At 71.0% G+C, this 21,131-nt stretch carries 18 protein-coding genes; 12 read left to right on the forward strand and 6 right to left on the reverse strand.

Features of this window, described 5'->3' with window-relative positions; all coding sequences use genetic code 11:
• Position 1: 1 nt before the first annotated feature.
• The 5 genes from BJ971_RS17605 to BJ971_RS17625 all read left to right on the forward strand — a co-directional run bounded on the left by BJ971_RS17605 (position 2) and on the right by BJ971_RS17625 (position 6,804).
• On the forward strand, positions 2–865 hold the full coding sequence (locus tag BJ971_RS17605; protein WP_184994348.1) for a potassium-transporting ATPase subunit C: 864 nt from the start codon (positions 2–4) through the stop codon (positions 863–865).
• A gap of 23 nt (positions 866–888) precedes the next feature.
• On the forward strand, positions 889–3,372 hold the full coding sequence (locus tag BJ971_RS17610) for a DUF4118 domain-containing protein (RefSeq protein ID WP_184994349.1): 2,484 nt from the start codon (positions 889–891) through the stop codon (positions 3,370–3,372).
• Positions 3,369–4,046, forward strand: a complete 678-nt coding sequence (locus BJ971_RS17615; protein ID WP_184994350.1) for a response regulator — start codon at positions 3,369–3,371, stop codon at positions 4,044–4,046. Before BJ971_RS17610 ends, BJ971_RS17615 begins: the two co-directional genes overlap by 4 nt.
• Positions 4,047–4,375: 329 nt before the next feature.
• On the forward strand, positions 4,376–5,728 hold the full coding sequence (locus BJ971_RS41355) for a ricin-type beta-trefoil lectin domain protein (protein WP_239087599.1): 1,353 nt from the start codon (positions 4,376–4,378) through the stop codon (positions 5,726–5,728).
• A 266-nt stretch (positions 5,729–5,994) separates the two neighbouring features.
• Entirely contained in the window at positions 5,995–6,804 is an 810-nt protein-coding gene (locus tag BJ971_RS17625) for a DUF1996 domain-containing protein (protein ID WP_239087596.1), read from the forward strand.
• A gap of 54 nt (positions 6,805–6,858) precedes the next feature.
• Here BJ971_RS17625 and BJ971_RS17630 read toward each other — a convergent pair whose 3' ends face one another.
• The 6 genes from BJ971_RS17630 to BJ971_RS17655 form a co-directional block, all read right to left on the reverse strand.
• On the reverse strand, positions 6,859–7,776 hold the full coding sequence (locus BJ971_RS17630) for a DUF1152 domain-containing protein (protein ID WP_239087595.1): 918 nt from the start codon (positions 7,774–7,776) through the stop codon (positions 6,859–6,861).
• Between the two features lie 137 nt (positions 7,777–7,913).
• Positions 7,914–8,645, reverse strand: a complete 732-nt coding sequence (locus tag BJ971_RS17635) for a DUF4118 domain-containing protein (RefSeq protein WP_203709444.1) — start codon at positions 8,643–8,645, stop codon at positions 7,914–7,916.
• A 47-nt stretch (positions 8,646–8,692) separates the two neighbouring features.
• Positions 8,693–9,835, reverse strand: a complete 1,143-nt coding sequence (locus BJ971_RS17640) for an SPFH domain-containing protein (protein ID WP_184994354.1) — start codon at positions 9,833–9,835, stop codon at positions 8,693–8,695.
• Between the two features lie 3 nt (positions 9,836–9,838).
• A complete protein-coding gene (locus tag BJ971_RS17645; RefSeq protein WP_184994355.1) occupies positions 9,839–10,090 on the reverse strand; it encodes an NfeD C-terminal domain-containing protein in 252 nt (83 codons plus the stop codon).
• A gap of 185 nt (positions 10,091–10,275) precedes the next feature.
• On the reverse strand, positions 10,276–10,830 hold the full coding sequence (locus tag BJ971_RS17650) for a universal stress protein (protein ID WP_184994356.1): 555 nt from the start codon (positions 10,828–10,830) through the stop codon (positions 10,276–10,278).
• A 481-nt stretch (positions 10,831–11,311) separates the two neighbouring features.
• Positions 11,312–12,178, reverse strand: a complete 867-nt coding sequence (locus BJ971_RS17655) for a universal stress protein (RefSeq protein ID WP_184994357.1) — start codon at positions 12,176–12,178, stop codon at positions 11,312–11,314.
• A gap of 395 nt (positions 12,179–12,573) precedes the next feature.
• Between BJ971_RS17655 and BJ971_RS17660 the strand changes: the two genes are divergently transcribed.
• The 7 genes from BJ971_RS17660 (at position 12,574) to BJ971_RS17690 (ending at position 21,119) form a co-directional block, all read left to right on the forward strand.
• Entirely contained in the window at positions 12,574–15,708 is a 3,135-nt protein-coding gene (locus tag BJ971_RS17660) for an AfsR/SARP family transcriptional regulator (protein ID WP_184994358.1), read from the forward strand.
• 301 nt (positions 15,709–16,009) lie between these two features.
• On the forward strand, positions 16,010–16,594 hold the full coding sequence (locus BJ971_RS17665; protein ID WP_184994359.1) for an RNA polymerase sigma factor: 585 nt from the start codon (positions 16,010–16,012) through the stop codon (positions 16,592–16,594).
• 136 nt (positions 16,595–16,730) lie between these two features.
• Positions 16,731–18,011, forward strand: coding sequence for a cytochrome P450 (locus BJ971_RS42175; protein ID WP_184994360.1), 1,281 nt, complete (start codon positions 16,731–16,733; stop codon positions 18,009–18,011).
• On the forward strand, positions 18,008–18,562 hold the full coding sequence (locus BJ971_RS17675) for a hypothetical protein (RefSeq protein ID WP_184994361.1): 555 nt from the start codon (positions 18,008–18,010) through the stop codon (positions 18,560–18,562). The genes BJ971_RS42175 and BJ971_RS17675 overlap by 4 nt, the downstream gene beginning before the upstream one ends.
• A complete protein-coding gene (locus BJ971_RS17680) occupies positions 18,559–19,104 on the forward strand; it encodes a hypothetical protein (protein ID WP_184994362.1) in 546 nt (181 codons plus the stop codon). Before BJ971_RS17675 ends, BJ971_RS17680 begins: the two co-directional genes overlap by 4 nt.
• Positions 19,104–20,477 carry a Dyp-type peroxidase gene (locus tag BJ971_RS17685; RefSeq protein WP_184994363.1) on the forward strand — a complete coding sequence of 458 codons (1,374 nt, stop codon included), beginning with the start codon at positions 19,104–19,106 and terminating at the stop codon, positions 20,475–20,477. The genes BJ971_RS17680 and BJ971_RS17685 overlap by 1 nt, the downstream gene beginning before the upstream one ends.
• A gap of 51 nt (positions 20,478–20,528) precedes the next feature.
• Positions 20,529–21,119 carry a GNAT family N-acetyltransferase gene (locus BJ971_RS17690; RefSeq protein WP_184994364.1) on the forward strand — a complete coding sequence of 197 codons (591 nt, stop codon included), beginning with the start codon at positions 20,529–20,531 and terminating at the stop codon, positions 21,117–21,119.
• The last annotated feature ends 12 nt before the right edge of the window (positions 21,120–21,131 follow it).

A 21,131-nucleotide genomic window follows, 5' to 3' on the forward strand; every position in this document is an offset into this window, starting at 1 on the left:
CATGCGACTTCCGTCCTGGCTCGCCCAGCACCTCGCCGCGCTGCGCGCCCTGCTCGTCTTCACCGCCCTGCTCGGCATCGCCTACCCCCTCGTCATGGTCGGGGTCGGCCGGATCCCCGGTCTGTCCGATCGCACCGACGGCTCGCTGGTCATGGTCGGGGAGACCACAGTGGGCAGCCGGCTGATCGGGCAGGCGTTCACCGACGCGGACGGCAACCCCGATCCGCGCTACTTCCAGAGCCGGCCGTCCGCGGCCGGCGACGGCTACGACCCCACCTCCACCTCCGCCAGCAACCTCGGCCCGGAGAGCATCGTCGACACCCTCGCCGACAACCCCGACGACGCGTCGCAGAGCCTGCTCACCCAGGTCTGCGCCCGCAGCGTCGCGATCGGCAAGCTCGAGGGCGTCGACGGCCGGCGGCCCTACTGCACCGCCGACGGCGTCGGCGCCGTCCTCGCGGTGTTCCGCCGCGACGGCCTCACCGGCCCGGTCACCCGGGTCGTCTCGGTCAACCAGACCGGTACGCCGTTCGTCGCCACCTACGAGGGCGTCACCGTCGAACCCGCCAAGCCGGGGGAGGACTACCAGGCTCTCGGCGGCGTGATGACCCCGATCCGCGGCGACGCCCCCGCGAAGCCGGCAGTACCCGCCGACGCGGTCACCGCCAGCGCCAGCGGCCTCGACCCCGACATCAGCCCCGCGTACGCCGAACTGCAGGTGCCACGAATCGCCCGTGAACGCGGCCTCAGCCCGGAGAAGGTGCAGGCTTTGATCACGGACAACACCGACGACCGCGCGCTCGGTTTCCTCGGCGAACCCGGCGTCAACGTTCTGCGGCTCAACCTCGCCCTCGACGGCAAGTAACCGAAAGGGAGGGCGGTGCCGAGATGGCACGCGGAGAACTACGCATCTACCTCGGCGCCGCCCCCGGCGTCGGCAAGACCTACACCATGCTCGAGGAGGCACACCGGCGCGCCGAGCGCGGCACCGATGTGGTCGTCGCGTTCGTCGAGACCCACGGCCGCAAACACACCCAGGCCATGCTCGCCGACCTCGAGGTGCTGCCCCGCGCGACGCTGACCTACCGTGGTGCCGAATTCACCGAGATGGACCTCGACGCCGTCCTGGCCCGCCGGCCCGAGGTCGCCGTCGTCGACGAGCTCGCACACACCAACGTGCCCGGCTCCCGGCATCCCAAGCGCTGGCAGGACGTTCAGGACCTGCTGGACGCCGGCATCGACGTGCTGACCACGGTCAACGTGCAGCACCTCGAATCGCTCAACGACGTCGTCGCGCAGATCACCGGCGTCGAGCAGCGCGAGACCGTGCCCGACGCCGTGGTCCGCGCCGCCGAACAGGTCGAGCTCATCGACATGACCCCCGAGGCCCTGCGCCGGCGGATGGCACACGGCAACATCTACAAACCTGAGAAGATCGACGCCGCCCTCGGCAACTACTTCCGCACCGGCAACCTCACCGCCCTGCGCGAACTGGCCCTGCTGTGGCTGGCCGACAAGGTCGACGACCAGCTCGACAAGTACCGCGCCGACCATCGGATCAACGTCACCTGGGAGACCCGGGAACGTGTCGTCGTGGCGCTCACCGGCGGCCCCGAGGGCGACACCCTGATCCGGCGCGCCGCCCGGATCGCGGACCGGACCAAGGGCGCCGACCTGATGGCCGTACACGTGTCCCGTAACGACGGCCTGGCCGGCGCCGACCCGGCGACGCTGGCCCGGCATCGGGTCCTGGTGGAAAGCCTGGGCGGCACCTACCACCAGGTGATCGGCGCTGACGTGCCCCGGGCCCTGCTGGAATTCGCCCGCGCGGTCAACGCCACCCAGATCGTCCTGGGAGCCTCCAGCCGCGGCCGGCTCGCCCAGCTCTTCACCGCCGGGGTCGGAGTCACCACCACCGCGCTCTCCGGATCCATCGACGTCCACCTGGTGACCCACGAACGCGCGGGGCAGGGGCGACGCGCCCGGCGTGCGCCCGCGGCGCTGTCCCGTAGCAGGCGCATCGCCGGCTTTCTGACGGTGCTGCTCGGCCTGCCCGCGCTCACCTGGCTGCTGCATCTCGGCGCCGGGCTCTCGCTGACCAACGACATCCTGATCTTCCTCGCCGCCGTCGTCGGCGTCGCCCTCGTCGGCGGGCTGTGGCCGGCCCTGCTCGCCGCCGTGGCCGGCTCGCTGCTGCTGAACTACTACTTCACCCCGCCGGTCGGCCGGTTCACCATCGCCGAGGGCGAGAACCTGCTCGCCCTCGCCATCTTCGTGACGATCGCGATCGCCGTCAGCTGGGTCGTCGACACCGCCGCCCGCACGACCCGCCAGGCCGCACAGGCCGGCGCCGAAGCACAAACCCTGGCGACCGTTGCCGGCGGCGTCCTGCGCGGCGAGCGGCCCCTGATGGCGCTGCTGGAGCGACTCCGCGAGACATTCACCCTCGACTCGGTGACGTTGCTGGACGACGGTGCCGTCGTCGCGGAGGTAGGTCATCCGATCTGCACCCGGCCGGCCGACGCGGACGCCGAGGTCACCGGCGACGGCAACCTGGTCATTCTGCTCAAGGGCCGTGCCCTGCAGGCCAGCGATCGACGCATCGTCGAGGCGTTCGCCGCCCAGGCCACCGTGGCGCTACGGCAGGAGAGGCTGACCGCGGAGGCCGCCACCGCGAAACCGCTCGCCGAAGCCGACCGCATGCGAACCGCGCTGCTGGCGGCCGTCAGCCACGACCTGCGCACCCCGCTCGCCTCCGCCAAGGCCGCGGTCGCCAGCCTGCGAAGCACCGACGTCCACTTCGACGACGACGACCGCGCCGAGCTGCTCGCCACCGCCGACGAATCGATCGACCGGCTGGTCCGCCTGGTCACCAACCTGCTCGACATGAGCCGCCTGCAGGCAGGCGCCCTGGGCATCGCACCCATCGACGTGGGCGCCGAGGAGATCGTGCCGAGAGCGCTCGACGACCTCGGTCCGGCCGGCCGGACCGTGCGGCTGCACATCCCCGAGGACCTGCCATACCTACACGCCGACCCCGGCCTGCTGGAACGCATCGTCGTCAACCTGTCCGCCAACGCCCTGCGCCACAGCCCGCACGACCGGCCGCCGGTCATCACCGCGAGTTCGCTGGGCCCCGCCGTCGAGATCCGCGTCATCGACCACGGCCCCGGAATCCCCGAAGACCGCTGGGGCGACGTCTTCCTGCCCTTCCAACGCCTCGGGGACCGCGACAACCACACCGGTGTCGGCCTCGGCCTCGCCCTGTCCCGCGGTCTCACCGAGGCGATGGGTGGCACGCTGACCCCCGAAGAAACCCCCGGAGGCGGCCTCACCATGATCATTTCGTTGCCGACGGCGGCCGGTCGATGACCCGCATCCTCGTCGTCGACGACGAGTCTCAGATCGTCCGCGCGCTGAGCATCAACCTGCGCGCCCGCCAGTACGACGTCGACACCGCCCCCGACGGCACCTCCGCCCTGCGCGCCGCCACCCGCAACAACCCCGACCTCGTCGTCCTCGACCTCGGCCTGCCCGACATGGACGGCACCGACGTCATCCGGGGCCTGCGCGGCTGGACCGCGATCCCCATCATCGTGCTCTCCGGCCGCGCCGGCAGCCACGACAAGGTCGACGCACTGGACGCCGGCGCCGACGACTACGTCACCAAGCCGTTCGGCATCGACGAACTCCTCGCCCGCATCCGTGCGGTCACCCGCCGCGCCCAACCGGTCGGCGATACGCCGCCCACCGTCACCATCGGAGAGCACACCATCGACCTCGGTGCCCGCAGCATCACCGGCGGCGAGGCCGACGTGCGACTGACCCCCACCGAATGGCAACTACTGGAACATCTGCTGCGCCACCCCGGAAAGCTGATCAGTCAGCGCGCGCTGCTGCGCGACGTGTGGGGCCCACGGCACCTCACCGAAAGCAACTACCTGCGGCAATACATGGCCCGGCTGCGCCGCAAACTCGAAGCCGATCCCGCCCACCCCCGCCACCTGCTCACCGAACCGGGCATGGGATACCGCTTCCGGCCCTGATCGAACCCGGGTGGTCGTTAGGGTCCAGGAGGCCGGCGGCACATCCTGGCGGTCTGGTTCGCCGAAGAGTACGAACCCGGTCATGACGCCGCTTTCCCCGGGCGGGCCCGAGCGGCGGAGCGGTCACACGCCGTGGCGTCCGCCCCGCCCGGCGCAAACGCGACAAACCGCAACTAGCCGCCCCGGCACTTCCTCAGACTCGGTCTGCGAGTAGGTCCCGTCGCATCGACAGTTGGAAATATTTACGTAATAATGTTTACAGAGACGTCTCATATCGCCCCTCGCAGTAGATCGGACCAACTCCGAACGAGAGGACGTTCTCCGTGACAATGAATGCAGGTTTCGCGGACCGGGCGCTGTCACGCAGCCTCCGGCGCCTCATGGTCATCCTCACCGCGGCCGTCACCGCGCTCGTCGGCAGCGTGGTCGTCCAGCAGCAGCCCGCGCACGCCGCGTGGAACCTCGTGTGGGCCGACGAGTTCAACGGGTCCGGCGCGCCCAGCAGTGCCAACTGGAACTACAACGTCGGCAACGGCCTCAACCCCGGCCTCAATGCCTTCGACGGCTGGGGCAACGGCGAGTGGGAGTGGTACCGGCCCGAGAACTGCTCGCAGTCCGGCGGCAACCTCGTGATGCGCGCCAACTGGCTCACGACGCCCATCACGGTCAACGGCCGTAACTTCTACCAGACGTCGTGTCGCATGACGACGGACACGAAGAGGTCCTTCCAGTACGGCCGCATCGAGGCGCGCATGGCGCTCCCGACCGCCACCGGCTCGTGGCCGGCTTTCTGGATGCTCGGTGACTCGTGCGACGAGACGTCCACGGGCGCCTACAACCCGGCGCAGACCTACTACGACCGCCTGCCCACCAACTGGGCCAGTTGCGGCGAGGTCGACATCATGGAACACGCGAACGCGAACGCGACCGTGACGAACAACATCTTCTGGGATCTCCGGACCGGAGTGTTCCCGTGGACGGCGGGTCAGAACGCCAACTACGTGGCGAACCCCGCCGTCAACAACGCCGCGGCCTTCCACATCTATGCGATCGAGTGGACGGCCGCGCAGATCCGCTGGTACGTCGACGGTGTGCAGACGCACGTGATCGACACGACACCGGCGACGTTGGAGGAGTTCCGCAAGCCGTTCCACCTCATCTTCAACCTGGCGCTGGGCGGCACGTACCCCGGACAGAACCCCGTGCAGGGCCAGTTCCCGCTCACCGCGTCGATCGACTACGTGCGCTACTACCAGGACGGCGGGGGCACGACGCCGCCTCCCACGGGCGGGCCCGCGACGCAGATCAACGGGCCGGGCGGCAAGTGCGTGGACGTGGCCGGAAACGATACGGGCGGCAACGGCGCGGCCGTGCAGCTGTGGACATGCCAGGGGCCTTCTCTGTCGAAGGACCAGCAGTGGAGCTGGGACGGCCAGACCCTGCGGACGTTGGGCCGGTGCCTCGACGTCACCGGCGCGGGTACGGCCAACGGCACGAAGGTGCAGCTCTGGGACTGCAACGGCAGCGGCGCACAGAACTGGGTCCAGGAAGGTAACCGGTTGCGCAACCCGAACTCCAGCAGGTGCCTGGACTCGCCGTCAGGCTCGACAGCGGACGGCGCCCGACTCCAGATCTGGGACTGCAACGGATCGGCCGCGCAGTCCTTCGTGAAGGCCGCGTGACGGCCGGCCGAGCGGCACGCTGACGGTCAGGGCGCGGGAGCGGACAAGCTCCCGCGCCCTTTCCGCGCTATTCATCGCTGAGATCACCCTCAATGTCTGATGATTGACACCTATCAATACAGGCTGGATTATTTGTGAAAGCGCTCTCTCGATTGTTAAGAGGGCGTGGTCGTTCGGTCTTCCCCGGCCCGAAGGAGTCCCCCATGAACCGCACGAATCCCCAGTCCAGTTGGCCGAGACGTCTGCTTTCGCTGCTAGGAACCGCGGTGTTAGCCCTCACGGCCGGCATCCTCGTCGCACCCACCCAGGCGCAGGCGATCGTCCGCGTGTCGGAGTTCCTCGCCGACTGCCCATTCAGCCACCGCCTCCCCGACGACCCCATCGTGTTCCCCGGCCTGCCCGGTGCGTCGCACATGCACAGCTTCTTCGGTGCCACGTCGACGAACGCGCACACCAACCTCAACTCCCTGCAAAACGGCAGAAGCAATTGCAACCCGAGCGTCGACCTGTCGTCGTACTGGGTGCCCACGCTCTACAACGCCGCCAACCAGCCGGTCGAACCGAACATCGTGACGTTCTACTACCTCGGTGAGGGCATCGCGAACCCCGGGGCGATCCAGTCCATGCCGCTCGGCATGCGGATCGTCGCCGGCAACGCGAGGGCCACCGCACCGGACGCGACCACCATCTCCCGGTGGTCCTGCCTGCATGGACCGAGCAACCTGGTCGGCAAAGACTTCGTCAGCTGCCCGGCCGGCACCCAACTGGAGTCGTACCTGGACTTCCCGCAGTGCTGGAACGGGCGTGACCTGGACTCCGCCGACCACAAGAGCCACATGGCGTACCCGGTGAACAACGGTTGCCCGTCGTCGCACCCGGTCCCGGTGCCGAAGCTCCGCCAGGTGCTGCGGTACCCGATCACCGGCAACCCCGCCGCCATCCGGCTGTCCTCCGGCCGTGGCTTCACGATGCACGGCGACTTCTTCAACGCGTGGCCGGTGGCCGAGATGGATCGGCGCGTCCGTGACTGCATCCGTCCGGTCATCAAGTGCGGTGCCGACGGCCGCCCCAGCTAACCGCGCACTGACCAGCAAGAACGGCGGGCGGAACCACTGAAGTTCCGCCCGCCCCTACGCCCGGACGAGTGTGGCATGCAGCCCCGACCAGGTCACCGGCAACGCGTTTCGGCACCAGATTGGGTCCCCGGCGCACGCGTTCAGTGGGGAAAGGCCCGCGGGATGCGGGTGGTGGGGATCTCGTTGCGGAATGCCTCGATGCGGCTGGTCACCTGTCGCCTGCCGTAGGTGTTGTCGATGCGGTCGAGATACAGGCAGCGGGCGGCGAGTTTGTCGAGGTCGACGGTGAAGTAGATGGCCATCAGCGGGTTGACGAACAGGGTGCTGCCACGGGTGCGCCGGGCGAACTGGACGTCCCCGAACGCGCCGCTGGTGGCCGCGGCGATCTGGCCGTGGACGATGCTCGGCCGTTGCGGCGTTGCGGCGTTGCGGCGTGGCGGCGTGCGCGTCGGCGACGGCGTCGCGGTAGAGCCTCGCTTCCCGGCTCGTTCCGGGAATCGAGAGCGCGCCGAGGTAGCCGCCGTCGCGGTCGAGCGCGGCGAGGTTCTCCAGCACCTGCACGTGGTTGACGCCGTCGTTGGCGTCGATGCCGAAGCCGAGCGAGCTCACCAGCTTGATCGGCAGGTCGAGGCCGGCCACCGCGGCGAGGCTGGTGATGTCCTCCACCGGTGTGCCGAGCGCGTTCTCGTCACCGCGCAGCAGGATGTCGGTGCCGCCGTCGACCAGCACCACCGCGTCGACATCCAGCTCGTCGACCAGATACCGGTAGGCCTCCCGCAGCGTCTGCACGCCCAGCGGAGGAAAGGCGTACACGGTGGAGGGCAGATCGTGGGCGGCCAGCCACCGGGCGAGTGTGCCCTCCGGGAAGTACCAGTCCGAGCTGGCCGAGTCCGGCGTCACCGCCACCACGTGCTCCGCCACCCACGACTGCCGGTCGATCAGTCCGAGCTCGGAGAACGACAGGCTGGTCAATGATCAACCATCGCCGCAACCACCGGACGACCGACGAGCCTCGCCGAAAGCAAATACCTGCGCTCGTGCTGCTCGTAGCGAGGGCTACGGAACGTCGCCTGTTTGGGGAGCGGGTCTGACGGTCCCTGAGGTCGGGCTCAGCCCAGGGCCGCGCCTACCTGGTCGGCCAGGGTCACCGCGACGCGGCGTTCGCTCAGCGGTGCGGACGTCTTGGGTACGGCGCTCAGCAGGTAGCGGCCGTGCAGGAGGCCGGCGTTCTCGACGAGTAGCTCGATGTCGGTGTCGGCCGGCAGACCCTTGCGCTCGACGTCCCACACGCTGCCCTTCCACAGGATCTGGCCGTCGCGGCCGAGGCGGGGCGGGCTGCCGAGGCCGGCGACACCGGGCTGGTACCGGGCGCTCCGCAGGTGCAGGGTGTCCACCAGTTGGCCGGACACCTGCTTGATCAGGTCCTGGGACGACCCGCCGGTCGCGCCGATCTCGGCGGCGGCCTGAATGCCTGCCAGGTAGCCGGCCTCGCGGTTGGCGACGGCATGCTGCCGGCGACCCCACACGGCCAGTTCGGTCACCGCTATACCCACCGCCATCAGCAGCACGAGCGTCTCGACGTCGGACCCGTCCCCGATGGTGAAGCGCTGATAGGGGGCGGTGAAGAAGAAGTCGAACCAGACGCCGGCGGACAGCGCCGCCAGATAGCCGGCCGGGCGGTTGCCGAACGCTGCCACGGCGACCACGACCACGACGAGCAGGAGCGCGACGTCGGTGTTCTCGATGCGGTCGCGCAGCGGCACCAACATCGCCGAGACGGCGAAGGGAGCTACGACCGCGAGAACGACGGCGAATCCGTCCCGTCTGCGCGAGGTGGCCACCGCTCGACCATACTCACGAACCATCGTGGGGCGTGGCGCTTTTCGAGTCAGGCGGCCGGAGGCGCCGCGTTCGCCTTGCCGTTGAGCGCGGTGACGACCGTGTCCGGTTCGGTGCGCAGGCCGGTCCGGATCGTCTCCAGCATGGTCAGGCCCTGCGCCGCCAGCGAGGCGACCGCGCTGTTCAGGCCCTCGGCGCCGTCCAGCACGGTGACGTTGGCGCCCTGTAGGCCCTGCGCCGCGGCACGCAGCATCTCCGGCAACTGCTGGATGAGCAGTTGGTCCAGGGCGATCCGGTCCTGCGCCGCGGCCGCCTCGGCGGACAGCTTTGTCGCGTCCGCCTGAGCGCGGGCCAGCGTCCGGATCCGCTCCGCCTCGGCCTCCGCCGGGCGTACCACCTCGGCGATCAGCTCGGCCTGGCGCAGCTCCGCGTTCTTCTGGGCGACGATCGAGCGTTCCACAAGTACGTCCTGCTGAGCGCGGGCGGCGGCGAGCGGACCGGCCTGCGCGGCCGTCTGCTGGGCCTGGTCGATCTCGGCCTGGTACTCGGCCTGGGCGATGGCGGTCTGGCGGGCGTACTCGGCCTGGTGGCGCATGCTTTCCTGCTGCGCCATCGCGCTCGCCTGGTCTGCCGCGGCCTGCGCGACCTTCGCCTCCTGGTTGACCCGGGCCTGGTGCGGCGCGGCCAGGGCGCGGATGTAGCCGACGCCCTTGTCGTCGATGCTGCTGATCTGCAGGGAGTCCACGGCGAGGCCGATCCGGGCCATCTCGGTCTTGCTGGCGTCGACGATGGCGTCCGCGAGCGTCTGCTGCTCCCGGATGATCGCCTCGACGGTCATGCTGCCGATGATGCTGCGCAGGTGGCCGCTGAAGATCCGGCCGACGAGGGTGGACATCTGGCTCTGGTCACCCTGGAAGCGGCGGGCGGCCGCGGCGATCGACTCGTGGTCGTCGCCGACCTTGAACGCTATGACCGCCTGTACGGCGAGGGTCAGGCCCTGCTGGGTGTAGCAGTCCTCGATCACCTCGGCCTCCTGCATGGCCAGGGTAAGCCGGGTGGCCTTGGAGAAGATGGGCATGACGAAGACGCCGTGCCCAGTGACGATCTTGAACGGCAGCGCGTCGTGCCCGCGCTGCTTGCGACCACTGATCAGAAGCGCTTCATTGGGGGCGGGTACCCGATAACCGAACACTTTTCACAGCCCTTCCTCGACGCCGCGGGCGCTGCCGTCCGCCGGCACGGCCGGCCATGGCTCGACGTCGATCTGGCGTGCGCCACGGCTGTTGATGACGAGTACCTCCGCGCCGGCCGGAACGGCCGTCTCGGCGTACGCGAGGTAATAGTGCGCGATGCCCTCCACTACCAGCCGTACCTCTCCGGGGCGGCCGCCGCCGCGGATGCCGTTGATCACGGTCCCTGTCCTGCCGACCAGCGTCTGACTCGCCACGGCTGAATTGTGCACCTGGCGAGGCGGGAATGCCCGTCTCGAAAAGCGCGCCTATCCGACAGTTACGCGACTACCAAGACCTCGGAGATGAAGCGGAGCGGGAGCGGCGTGCCGAGTGTGTCCAGCGCCCGCGCGAGCGCCACGGTGCTGCCCAGGCCGGCGCCGTGGGAACTGGCCGCTCGTCCTCACCAGTCGCTTGCGGTGGTGACCACCTCGGCGTGGGGCGGCAGCACGGCGATCGGGCAACCCGTGCGTCCGAGGAGTGCCTGGACGGTGCTGCCGAGCGGACCGGCGTCGGTCGCCGGTCTGCCGCGGGCCGCGATCACGAGCAGGGCGGCGTCGGCGCTCAGCGCGGTCAGAGCGTGGACCACGTCGTGGTCGTGCAGGATTTCGCGTTCGGCGTCCGCGGCCTGGGCCGGCGTCAGGTGGTCATAGAGCACCGCCGACAGCAGACGGTCGGCGTCGGAGATCGTGTCGTGGCGGCTCATCCGCAGGCCCGGCGCCGCCGTGGCCCGACCCGCCCAGACGTGGACCACCCGAAGCGGAACCCCGAGGTGGCGGGCCTGCGCCGCGGCGTAGCGCAGGATCGGACCCGGATTGGCGTCGTCGTCGACTGCCGCGACGACCGGACCCGCCGGATTCGTCGCTGTGCCGCTCACGAGCACAGGACCGGGTGAACGGTCGTATGTTCGGGCTTCGGGACCCTCGAGGGCGAGCCGGTCACCGATGTCGGCGTTCATGGCGGCCTCCCATGGTGCGATGCGGCGGGTTCGGCGCTTGCCGGGTGCCCCGCCTCGTGTCGGACGGGCATCCGGTGGGCGTCACGGCAAGCATCGTCCTCAACCGTGGGCCGGTGACAGGGCCATTGGTCCCCTTATCTGGTCAGATGCCCAGGATGCCGCACGCCGGCTCGGGCCGCGTGCCGAGCCGCCGTCACGGCCGACGCTTCTCCAGCGTTGCCGAAGGTCGTCCGGGGGTCAGGGCCGGAGGTCCTCTCCGTTGTCCCGTTTCGAGATGAAGGCCCATCGGCGATGTTCGTCGAGCCGACACGGCGGGTGGTCGGCACGGCGCAGCGCCGATGGGCCGCACCCAGCTTGCCGCCGCGCCGCGGCGAGGGTCAGGGCCATTGGTCCCGAGTGGCGCACCCGCGGGCCGGTCGGCCGGGTGGTGCGCGACGGCGCCGACGTGGTGGTTCCCGCGGCCGGCGTGTGGACGCCGCCGTCATCGCGCCGCCTCGTCCTCGGCACCGGAATGGACGATCAGGACCGGGCAGTCCGCGTGTTGCAGCAGGCCCGTGACGGTGGAGCCGAGCAGGGCGCCGGTCATCGTGCCGCTGCGGCCACCGCCGACGACGACGAGCCCGGCGGTGCGGGAGGCGTCGCCCAGCCAGAATGCGGCGCTCTGGTGGGTCAGCACGGCCTCGACCGGCAGGCCGGGGTACTTCTCACGCCACGGCGCCAGCCGCTGGTCGAGCCGGGCCCGCTCGGCGGCGTCCTGCTCGGGGTAGGTGATCACGGCGGCGGGCGGCACGTCGGTGAGCCACAGCGGGGCGGGCGGCAGCTGCGAGTGCATGACGATGAGCGGCCGGTTGCGGCCGGTCGCCGCCTCGAACGCCGCCTCCAGGAGCCGATCGTCGCCGGCGGGGGTGTCGTCCACTCCGGCGACGACCGGCCCGTCGGGTGTCGCGCGGCCGCGTACGACGACGACCGGGCACGCGGCCCGCGTGGCCATCCGCTGGCTGACCGAGCCGAGCAGCAGGCCGGCGACGCCGCCGCGGCCGCGGCTGCCCAGGACGAGCAGTTCGGCGCCGCGGGCCAGGTCGAGCAGGCGCGGCACCGCGGGTCCGGCGAGCGCCTCGGTGGAGATGGCGGCGTTCGGTGCGGTCTCGCGGGCACGGTCGTCGGCGAAGGCGAGGACGGCGTCGGCGGTCAGCCGGGCCACGTCGATCCACTCCTGCGAGTCCCCGTCGTAGGCGTACACGATGCGCAACGGCAGTTCCCGGCGTTCGGCCTCGGCGGCGGCCCACCGCACGGCCGAGAGGCTGGAGTCGGTGCCGTCGGTGCCGACGATGATGGGCCGTCTGGTCATGGCTGCCTCCGTCTTCGATCTCCTTCGATCGTCTGCCAGGCGCTCCGGTCCGGGCAGAGCGCCAGGTCCCGTCCGGGCGGGCCGGAAGTCCCGCCCTGGTCGAGGCCTCGCGGCGTGCCCAGCTGATCGTCGTGGGCAGCCGCGGGCACCCACCGTGCCGGGCGTCGCCGCCGTCGGCCTCGGTCCGACCTCGGAGTCCCGGAACGGAGGGTGAGACGGCCGGCCCGTCGCGTGACGAGCCTCCGGCCACCGCGCCCGGCGCGACGGTGATGTGTCGACAACCCGCTACATCCCGGTTGCCGACGGTCTCGGCCGGTCGACCGTGCTCGATTAGGATTGCGCAGAGCGCGCCGCGCCCTGCTCGGTCCGGCATCGGCTCGACAGAGGAGCGCAGCATGAGTCAGCCGCTTCGATATGATCCGCCGATCTCGAACCGCGCGCTGATCCTGCGGCCCCGCCTGCTGGCCCAGCTCCAGGACCGGTTCCACTATCGCCTGACGGCGATCGTCGCGGCGCCCGGCTTCGGGAAGACGACGCTGCTCGCGCAGGCCGTGGTGGAGAACGCGTTGTCCCCGCACGGCGACGACAAGTGGTTGACCTGCCAGAAGAACGACCTGGCGCTGTCGTACTTCTGTTCTGGGATCTTCGCCGCGGTCGGCATCGACACCCCGCCCGCGGAGAGCCCGCGGGAGGCCGCGCTGGCCGTCGCCGAGGCCATCTGGGGTGCCGCGCCGGAGCACGTCGCACTGATCATCGACGACATCCACCACATCGGCCCGGACTCGGCCAGCGGGCAGCTGCTCGCCGAGCTGGTCGCGGAGCTGCCCCGCAACGGGCACATCGTCCTGGCCTCCCGCCCACCCGTTCCGCCGCTGACGCACCGCCTGGTCGCCAACGGGGACGCGATGGTCATCAACGAGGCGGACCTCCAGTTCCGCAGCGAGGAGATCGCCGAGTTCGCGGATCTGCGCGGGGTGCGCACCGACCTCCTGAGCACCGTCGGCGGATGGCCCGCCCTGGCGGAGCTGACCGCGACGGCCGGTCGCCAGGCGGTCACGGGCTATGTCTGGGAGGAGCTACTCGGCCCGAGCTCCTCCGATCGCCGTCAGGCCCTGGAGCTGCTGGTCACCGTCGGCGGTGCCGACGACGAGATCGCCGCGGCGGTTCTGGGCCGCCGGCTCAGTCTGGAGAAGATGCTCGACGGCCTGCCGCTCGTGGTGCGCTCGCAGAACGGATGGTGGTCGTCGCACGGCCTCTGGCAGTCGGCCCTGCAGGACCAGGTCGACTACGACTGGGCCGTCGCCGCCCGCCGGACGGCGGCCGCCGTGCTCCGCGGCCGCCGGCGGTACCACGAGGCGATGGCGCTGCTGCTCGACGCGCAGGCGTGGGACGAGGCCCGCGAACTCGTCGTCGACGTCTGCGAGGTCTTCACGCCGCTGGTGCCGGTCGACGTCCTCGCCGGGTGGATCCGGCGGATGCCGCCCGAGGTGCAACAGACCCCGGAGGGGCTGCTGCTGGCCGCGATGGCGATCGAGCCGTCGAACCCGGCGAAGGCCGAGCAGCTGCTCAAGAGCGCACTCTCGGCGGCCGAGGGGCAGCCGCCGGTCCGGTTCGCGTGCGTCAACGCGCTGCTGCTGATCGCCTTCTGGCGCGGTGACCGCGAGCAGATGATCGCCCTGACCGGGTGGCTCGCCGAGCTCGCCGCGGCCGGCCACGCGGAGGCGCTGGCCCTCGCCGCGCTCCTGCGATCGCTGCTCGCCACCGACCCGGAGGTGGTGCGCACCGAGATCGCGTCGGCCGGCCTGATCGCGAACGCCCCGCTCAGCCCGGTGTCCAACTGGCTTCTCATGCACATCGTGCTCCTCAAGCTGGGCGACCCGGCGGGAGCCGAGCCGCTCGCCCGGCGGACGCTGGCGCTGGCGCCGCCGTCCCTGCGGCCGGTGGCGCGCAGCGGACTGCTGGAGTCGCTGCGCCTGCTCGGCCGTTCCGCCGAGGCGGAGGCCCTGCTGCCCGACCTGCTGGCCGACCTCAACAGCTCGACGGTGCTCTGCTCACCGGAGTTGGTCACGACCGCGGTCGTCATGCTGAGCCTGACCAATCGCGACCAGCAGGCGGCGGAGCTGATCCACTCCCTCGGCCCCACCCTGCGCGCCTCCCCGGTCGTGTGGGCCCTGCTGGCCCGGGCTCTCGCGGACGCGTACCACGCGGTCGCCCTCGGCGACGAGGACCGGGCCGTCGCGGTGCTGCGGGAGGTCGCCGGGTCCGGGCTGATCCGCAGCCCGGCCGTGCTCCAGGTCTCGCCGGCGGCGCTGCCGTTGATCTACGTCCTGGTGCCGCGGGTGCGCGAACATTGGGACGCCGCGGCGCCACCCGGATGTTTCGCCGACACGCTGCGCGTGGTGCAGGCCCTGGTCGACGTGCGAGAGAACGGCACGCCGGCCCGGGTACGCGCGCTGCCGCTGACGACCCGCCGGATCGCCGGCGCACAGCTGCCCGTCTCGTGGGCCACGGAGCTGGCCGTCGCCCTGATCGCGGCGGGCCGGGCCGACGGCCGCGAGCTGTTGGACGAACTCGGCACCCGCACGCGCGCCACGCTGCGCAGGCTGACGGGGTCGCCGGCCGCGGATATCGCCGGCACCGCGCGCAGCCTGATCCGCAACATTCCGGCCATGCCGGCCTACCGGCTGCGGCTGCGGGTCCTGGGTCCGCTGCGGCTGGAGCGTGACGGTTCACCCGTCGTCGCGCCGGAGCTCGGCCGGATGCGCGTCCGGCATCTGCTCGGCTTTCTCCTGGTGCACCGCCGCACCACCCGCGCGGCGATCACCGCCGAGCTCTGGCCGGATCTCGACGAGCGCAGCGCCGGGCGAAACCTCCGGGTGACCCTCGCCTACCTCCAGAATCTCCTGGAACCGGACCGGGCGGAACAGGAGCCGCCGTACTTCGTCCGCAGCACCGGCTCGATGCTGGAGCTGATCACCGACGAGTGTCTGCTGGTCGACGCCGACGAGTTCGACCGCATCGTGGAGGCCGCGAGCGCGCTGGAGCGCCAGGGCGCGCCGTCCGCGGCGCTGGCGGCGTACCGGCGGGCCATCGCCCTGTGGGGTGGCGACTTCCTCGCCGACGTCACCGAGGGTGCCTCGCTGGAGCTCGAGCGGGACCGGGTCCGCGGCCAGTTCGTGACGATCGCGATCCGGGCCGGGCACCTGCTGCTGGCGCACGGCGACGTCGATGCCGCGCTGGTATTGGGCAAGCGGGTCCTCGGCGTCGCCGAGTGGTCCGAGACCGCGTACCAGTTGCTCATCGCCGCGTACCTGTCCGCCGGTGACCTCGCGAACGCGATGACGCTGCTGCGCCGCTGTCACGCGATGCTGCGCGAGCTGGGGGTCAACCCGCACCAGCGAACCCAGGCGCTCGCTCAGCAACTCCGCGAACAACAGCACGGCCGCCCGGCCCGGCCGGGCGCCGGCCATTCTCCACCGGTACGCCGCCCGGCCGGCCGCGACGACATCGGAGAGCCGAACCTCCGGTAAGGACGGCGGTCCCGCCCGCAGTACGACGGCCAGGAGTTCGAGCAGGTGGTCGTCGTCGTACCAGTGCGCGCCGGACTCGTTCACCGCATACCTCCCGATGATCCGCCCGCCTCGCCCCGGGCGGCGGCTACCGGGAAGGACACCGGCGCGACCTCCGGTGATACCCCGTGACCGCACCCCGTGGTGCCGCGCCCGCTAACGCCCCGCTAGCGCCGGCGCCGCCTGCGCTGACGTGCCGTTAGCGGCCGTGCCGGAACGTCGGCCGAGTCAACGCGGTGAACATCAGGAAGCGGGGCGCGAGATGACGCCAGACGATGTCGCGGAGCTGCTCGACCGGGCGGCGGACGGCGATGCGGCGGCATGGAACACGATCGTCGAGGACTACAGCGTCCTGCTGCGGTCGGTGGTCCGCGGATTCCGGCTCGGCGAGGCCCGGTCCGCCGACGCCGTCCAGCTGACCTGGCTACGGCTGATCCAGAACCTCGACCGGATCCGGGATCCGAGAAGCCTCGCCGGCTGGCTCCGGATCACCGCGTACCGCATCTGCGTCAACATGATCCGGGAGTCGGCCCACGAGCTGCCGGTGGACGGGTACGAGGACCGGACGGTCCTGCGGTACGGATCCGCCGGCTCGGAGGCGGGGCCCGAGGAGTCGTTGCTGCGGCGCGAGCGGGTGACCCTGGTGCGCCGCGCCGTCGGGCGGCTGCCGGAGCGGCACCGCGAGCTGTTGACCATGCTGCTCGCGTCGCCGCCCCTGAGCTACGGGGAGATCTCCGATCGGCTCGGCATCCCGATCGGAAGCATCGGCCCGACCCGCGCCCGCATTCTCCAGCGTCTCCGGATGGATCTCGAGTCACAGGACGTCAGGGACTTCGCGCTCGGCTGACCTGGGCCCGGCGGCCGGAAAAGCCATTCCGACCAAGCGCTGTCCCGTGGGAGTCTCGGTTTTCATCGACGGATCCCGTATCACGCGGGAAGCGCCGGCCGTCTGCCTTCAACAAACTCGATGCAGTGGAGGAACGGTGGTCGAGGTAGAGATTGATCAGGGCCGGCCCCTGCTCGGGCGGGCCCTCGCGCCGGCCCGGGAGGCGATGAACTCGTGGTTGCAGCGGCAGCTCGACTCGCACGCCGAACGCATTCTCGGCCCGGTCCGCCGCCGTCACCCGATCGTGTCGACGGCGAAGCTGGCGGTGGTCACCCGCCGGGAGGACGTCCTCGCGGTACTGCGCGACACCGACGCCTTCACCACCCCGTACCGCGACCGGCTGCCCGGGCGCTCCATCCTCGGGCTCGACGGCGCCGGCCACCGCGTCGACCACGCCGAGCTCAGCGCGGTGATGAACGCGTCCGACCTGCCGATGCTCGAGACCCTGGTCGCCGACGAGGCACGCCGGCGGATACGCGGTGCCCGCCACAACGGGGTGTTCGACGTGCGCGCCGACCTGGTGCAGCCGGTGCTCGAGCTGGTGGTGAGCCGGTACCTCGGCCTGCCCAGCCCGGGCCGGGGCGTGCAGGCCGGCTGGGCGCACGACATCTTCCAGGAGATCTTCCTCAACTCCGGGAACCTGTCCACCATCCAGCAGCGGGCCCGGCGTTCGACGGCTCAGATGCGGGCCCACGTCGACGCGCTGGTGGCGGCCGCCCGGGCGGCCGTGCCGGAGGCGCGGGAGCCGGCCAACGTTCTCGAGCGACTCGTCGCGCGGCAGAAGGCGGGTGTCGCGGTCGTGCTCAGCGACGCGGACATCCGGGACTTCCTCATCATGCTCGCCGTCGGCTGGCTCTGGCACGCCGAGAAGGCGGCAATGCTGGCGGTGGACGAGATCCTGAGCCGCCCGGCCGCGTACGCGCGGGTACGGGAGACGGCGCACGACGCCGACATCGACGGGCTGCGCCGGGTCATCTGGGAGGCGCTCCGCTTCCGGGCCGTCCAGGCCGGACTGCTCCGCAAGTGCGTGCGCCCGGTGACCCTCGCCGAGGGCACCGCGCGGGCCCGGCGGCTGCGCGCCGGTGCCACCGTCTTCGTCGGCACCCACTCGGCCATGTGGGACGAGGACGCGATCCCCGAGCCGTCCCGCTTCGACCCGACCCGGGCCGGCGCCCAGTACCTGATCTTCGGCGACGGCCTGCACCGGTGCTTCGGTGAGCACGTCTCCCGCGTACAGATTCCGGCGTTGCTCGCGCCGCTGCTGTGGTCACCGGCCCTGCGGCGGGCGCCCGGCAGGCCCGGCCGGCTGCGCTGGAACGGGAACTTCCCGAGCCGTCTGCGGGTGCGTTTCGACGCGATGGCGGGGGCGACACGATGACGTCGCCGGACCGCGTCAAGTTCCTCACCGTGCACTCGCCGGTCAAGCCGTACCGGATCGTCTGGTTGCGGTCGATGCTCAAGATCGGGGAGATCTTTCCCGGCATCATGGGCATCCGTCCGCTGGACGCCGTGTATTTCACCAGGTGGAGCATCGTCACGTCGATTCCCTACAATGGCCGGCCGCAGGTACGCGAACGTCTCGGCCATCCGTACCTGTTCTGGGAGACCGCCTTCAGCGGCGCCACCGAGCCCTACATAGAGTCATTCGTCTATCTCATTCAGAAGTCGATAAAGCGCGCCTGGGGCACCTCCTTCGGCTTCCCCGGCGTGCGGTCCGTCACCAAGGTCCGGGAGTACATCGAGAACCTGGCGTACCCGGCCGCGCACGCGTACTCGGCGTACCCGGAGGCGAGCGTACGGATGGTCCTGTCCGCCCTGCGGATCCAACGCGAGCAGGAATTCCTCGTGGACGCGGCCAGGACCGCCACGGCAGAGGAATTCGCGGTGGTGTACCGCGGATTCCTCGAACGCCGGCAGGGCGACCTATGAGCCGCGACCCGAACGCGATAACGCACTTCTCCGCGCTGACCCCGATCCGTTCCGCGGAGCGGGAGACCCTCGGCGCGTACCTGGCGACGATCCCGGCCGGCGCGCGGAGCCCGTTCCGCCGGCTCGACCGGACCCATCTCGCCCGCTGGGTCATCATCGACCGGGTCGAGCGGGACTTCCCGGGCGCGCCGCCGACGCCGCGCCCGCTGCGGATGCAATACCTGCTCTTCACCAGCACGTTCAACGGTGAGCTCGGCGAACACCTCGAAGAGCTACGCCTACGGGCCGGCGCGGAGACCGACGCCATCTGGGGCCACTGCATCGGATATCCGGGCCGCCGCCGGCGCGCGTCGTTCCACCGCTACTTCCGGCACAACCGGCTGCCCACCACCCTCAGCTTCGCCGCCTATCAGTCGACCATCGTCGAGGTCCGGACCGCGCTGGAGGTGCGGGACGCGCACATCCCGTTCGCGGTTCGCGCACAGAGCCTCCGCGACGAAGATCTTCAGGCCGCCTTCATCGAGCACTTCGGGATATCGTGATGCCACCGTCGATCGAGCTGCACGACGTACAGGGAAACATCCTCCACGGCTACCGCCTCGACCACGTCGCCTACCTCTTCCTGCACGCGCGGACCGAGCCGGCGGCGCGCGAGCTGCTGGCCCGGCTCGCCGGCCGCGTGACCACCGCGCGGCGGCACCCACCGGGACTCGTACCGCCGACGGCGCTCAACGTCGCCGTGACGTTCACCGGGTTCCGGCGACTCGGCCTGCCCAGCGCGGCGCTCGACCGTTTTCCGGCCGCCTTCCGCCAGCCGACGCGGGAGCGCGCCGAGCGGCTCGGCGACACCGGCGAGAGCGACCCGGGCAACTGGGACGCCGGGCTCGGCACGGGTGAGGCCCATCTCCTGCTCACCCTGAACGCGGACACCGAGGACCGGCTGCGGGACGAGCGGCTGCGCCTGCTCGACCTTATCGGCGCCGTGGACGGCGGCGTCAGCGTCGTGCACGAGCAGGAGGCGCACGCCCTGCCGGCCAAACGCGAGCATTTCGGGTACGCCGACGGCTTCTCGCAGCCGGACATCGAGGGTGTCGAGCGGCGTACCCGCATGGACGACCGCGGCGGCGGGGTGCCGCTGGACGACGGCTCCGGATGGCGTCCGCTCAAGGCCGGCGAGTTCCTGCTCGGCTATCCCGACGAGGACGGCCAGCAGGACGATCGGCCCACGGCCGCGCTCGCCCGCAACGGCACCTACATGGTCTACCGCAAACTCCGGCAGGACGTGGCGGCGTTCCGCCAGGGCCTGTGCGAGGCCGCGGAGCGTACCGGAATGCCGGAGGAGCTCGTCGCAGCCAAGATCGTCGGACGGTGGCGCGACGGGGTGCCGCTGCGGGCCAACCCGCACCGCGAGGTGAAGGACCTCCGGGACGTGGTCGCGGACGTCGTGAGCAACGACTTCCGCTACCTCCCGCACGACGCGGCGGGCTACGAGTGCCCGATCGGTGCGCACATCCGCCGCACGAACCCGCGCGACGGCCTCCGGCAGGGCGTCCTCTCCGCCCGGCACCGCCTGATCCGCCGCGGCATGCCGTACGGCAGGGAGCTTCCCGAGGACACCGCGTGGGATCCCGACGACGGCGACCGTGGACTCGTCTTCGTCTGCTTCAACGCGGACATCGAGCGGCAGTTCGAGACCGTCCAGGCGGCCTGGTGCAACGACGGCGACGCGTTCAACCTGGGCGCCGACCGCGACTACCTGCTGGGCGACACCAACGGAACCGGAAAGATGACAATCCCGGGCAGCCCGCCGGTGTTCATCGAGGCCCAGCCGGACCTCGTACGGACCAGGGGAGCCGAGTACCTCTTCGTTCCGGGCCTGACCGCACTCAGCCGCCTCGCGACCGGCGACTTCTGATCACGACGTAGGGTTCGCCGCCAACGGTCCTGCTTCTGAGGGGAGACGCTCATGGTCGCCGTTCTGACGGTGGCGGCGACGGCATCGGCACCGTCCCTGGTGCTGCGGCCGTGGCGGAATGAGGACGTGGCGGTGCTGGCCCGGATGGGTGCCGACCCCGCGTTGCTCCGGTGGACCACCTTCCCCGCCGGCGACGCGGAGGAGATCCGGCGCTGGGTCACCGCGCAACATGACGGCCGGGAGGCCGGTGACCGGATCAGCTTTGCGGTTCAGGAGGTCGATCCGCGGGGTGTCCCGGCCGGCCACGTCGTGCTCAAGCTTCGCCACGACGCCGGTCAGCCCGTGGGGGAGGTCGGCTACTGGACGGCGGCGTACGCCCGCGGCCGCGACATCGCCGCCCGGGCGCTCGGCGAGGTGTGCCGCTGGGCCTTCGAGCGGTACGCCCCCGATCGGCTGACCCGTCTTGAGCTGATCCACCAGGTCGACAACCGCGCGTCCTGCCGGGTCGCGGCGAAGGCACAGTTCTCCCGGTTCGAGGTCATCCCGCCTCGACCGCCGTGGCCGCTGGAAGGCCATCTGCACGTCCGCTCCCGCCACGGAGAGGCTTCGCTCAGGAGCCAGGATGTCGTCGCGGTTCCGTGAATCCTGTCCGGT

This window comes from Amorphoplanes digitatis, assembly GCF_014205335.1.
GTDB classification, from domain to species: Bacteria; Actinomycetota; Actinomycetes; order Mycobacteriales; family Micromonosporaceae; genus Actinoplanes; species Actinoplanes digitatus.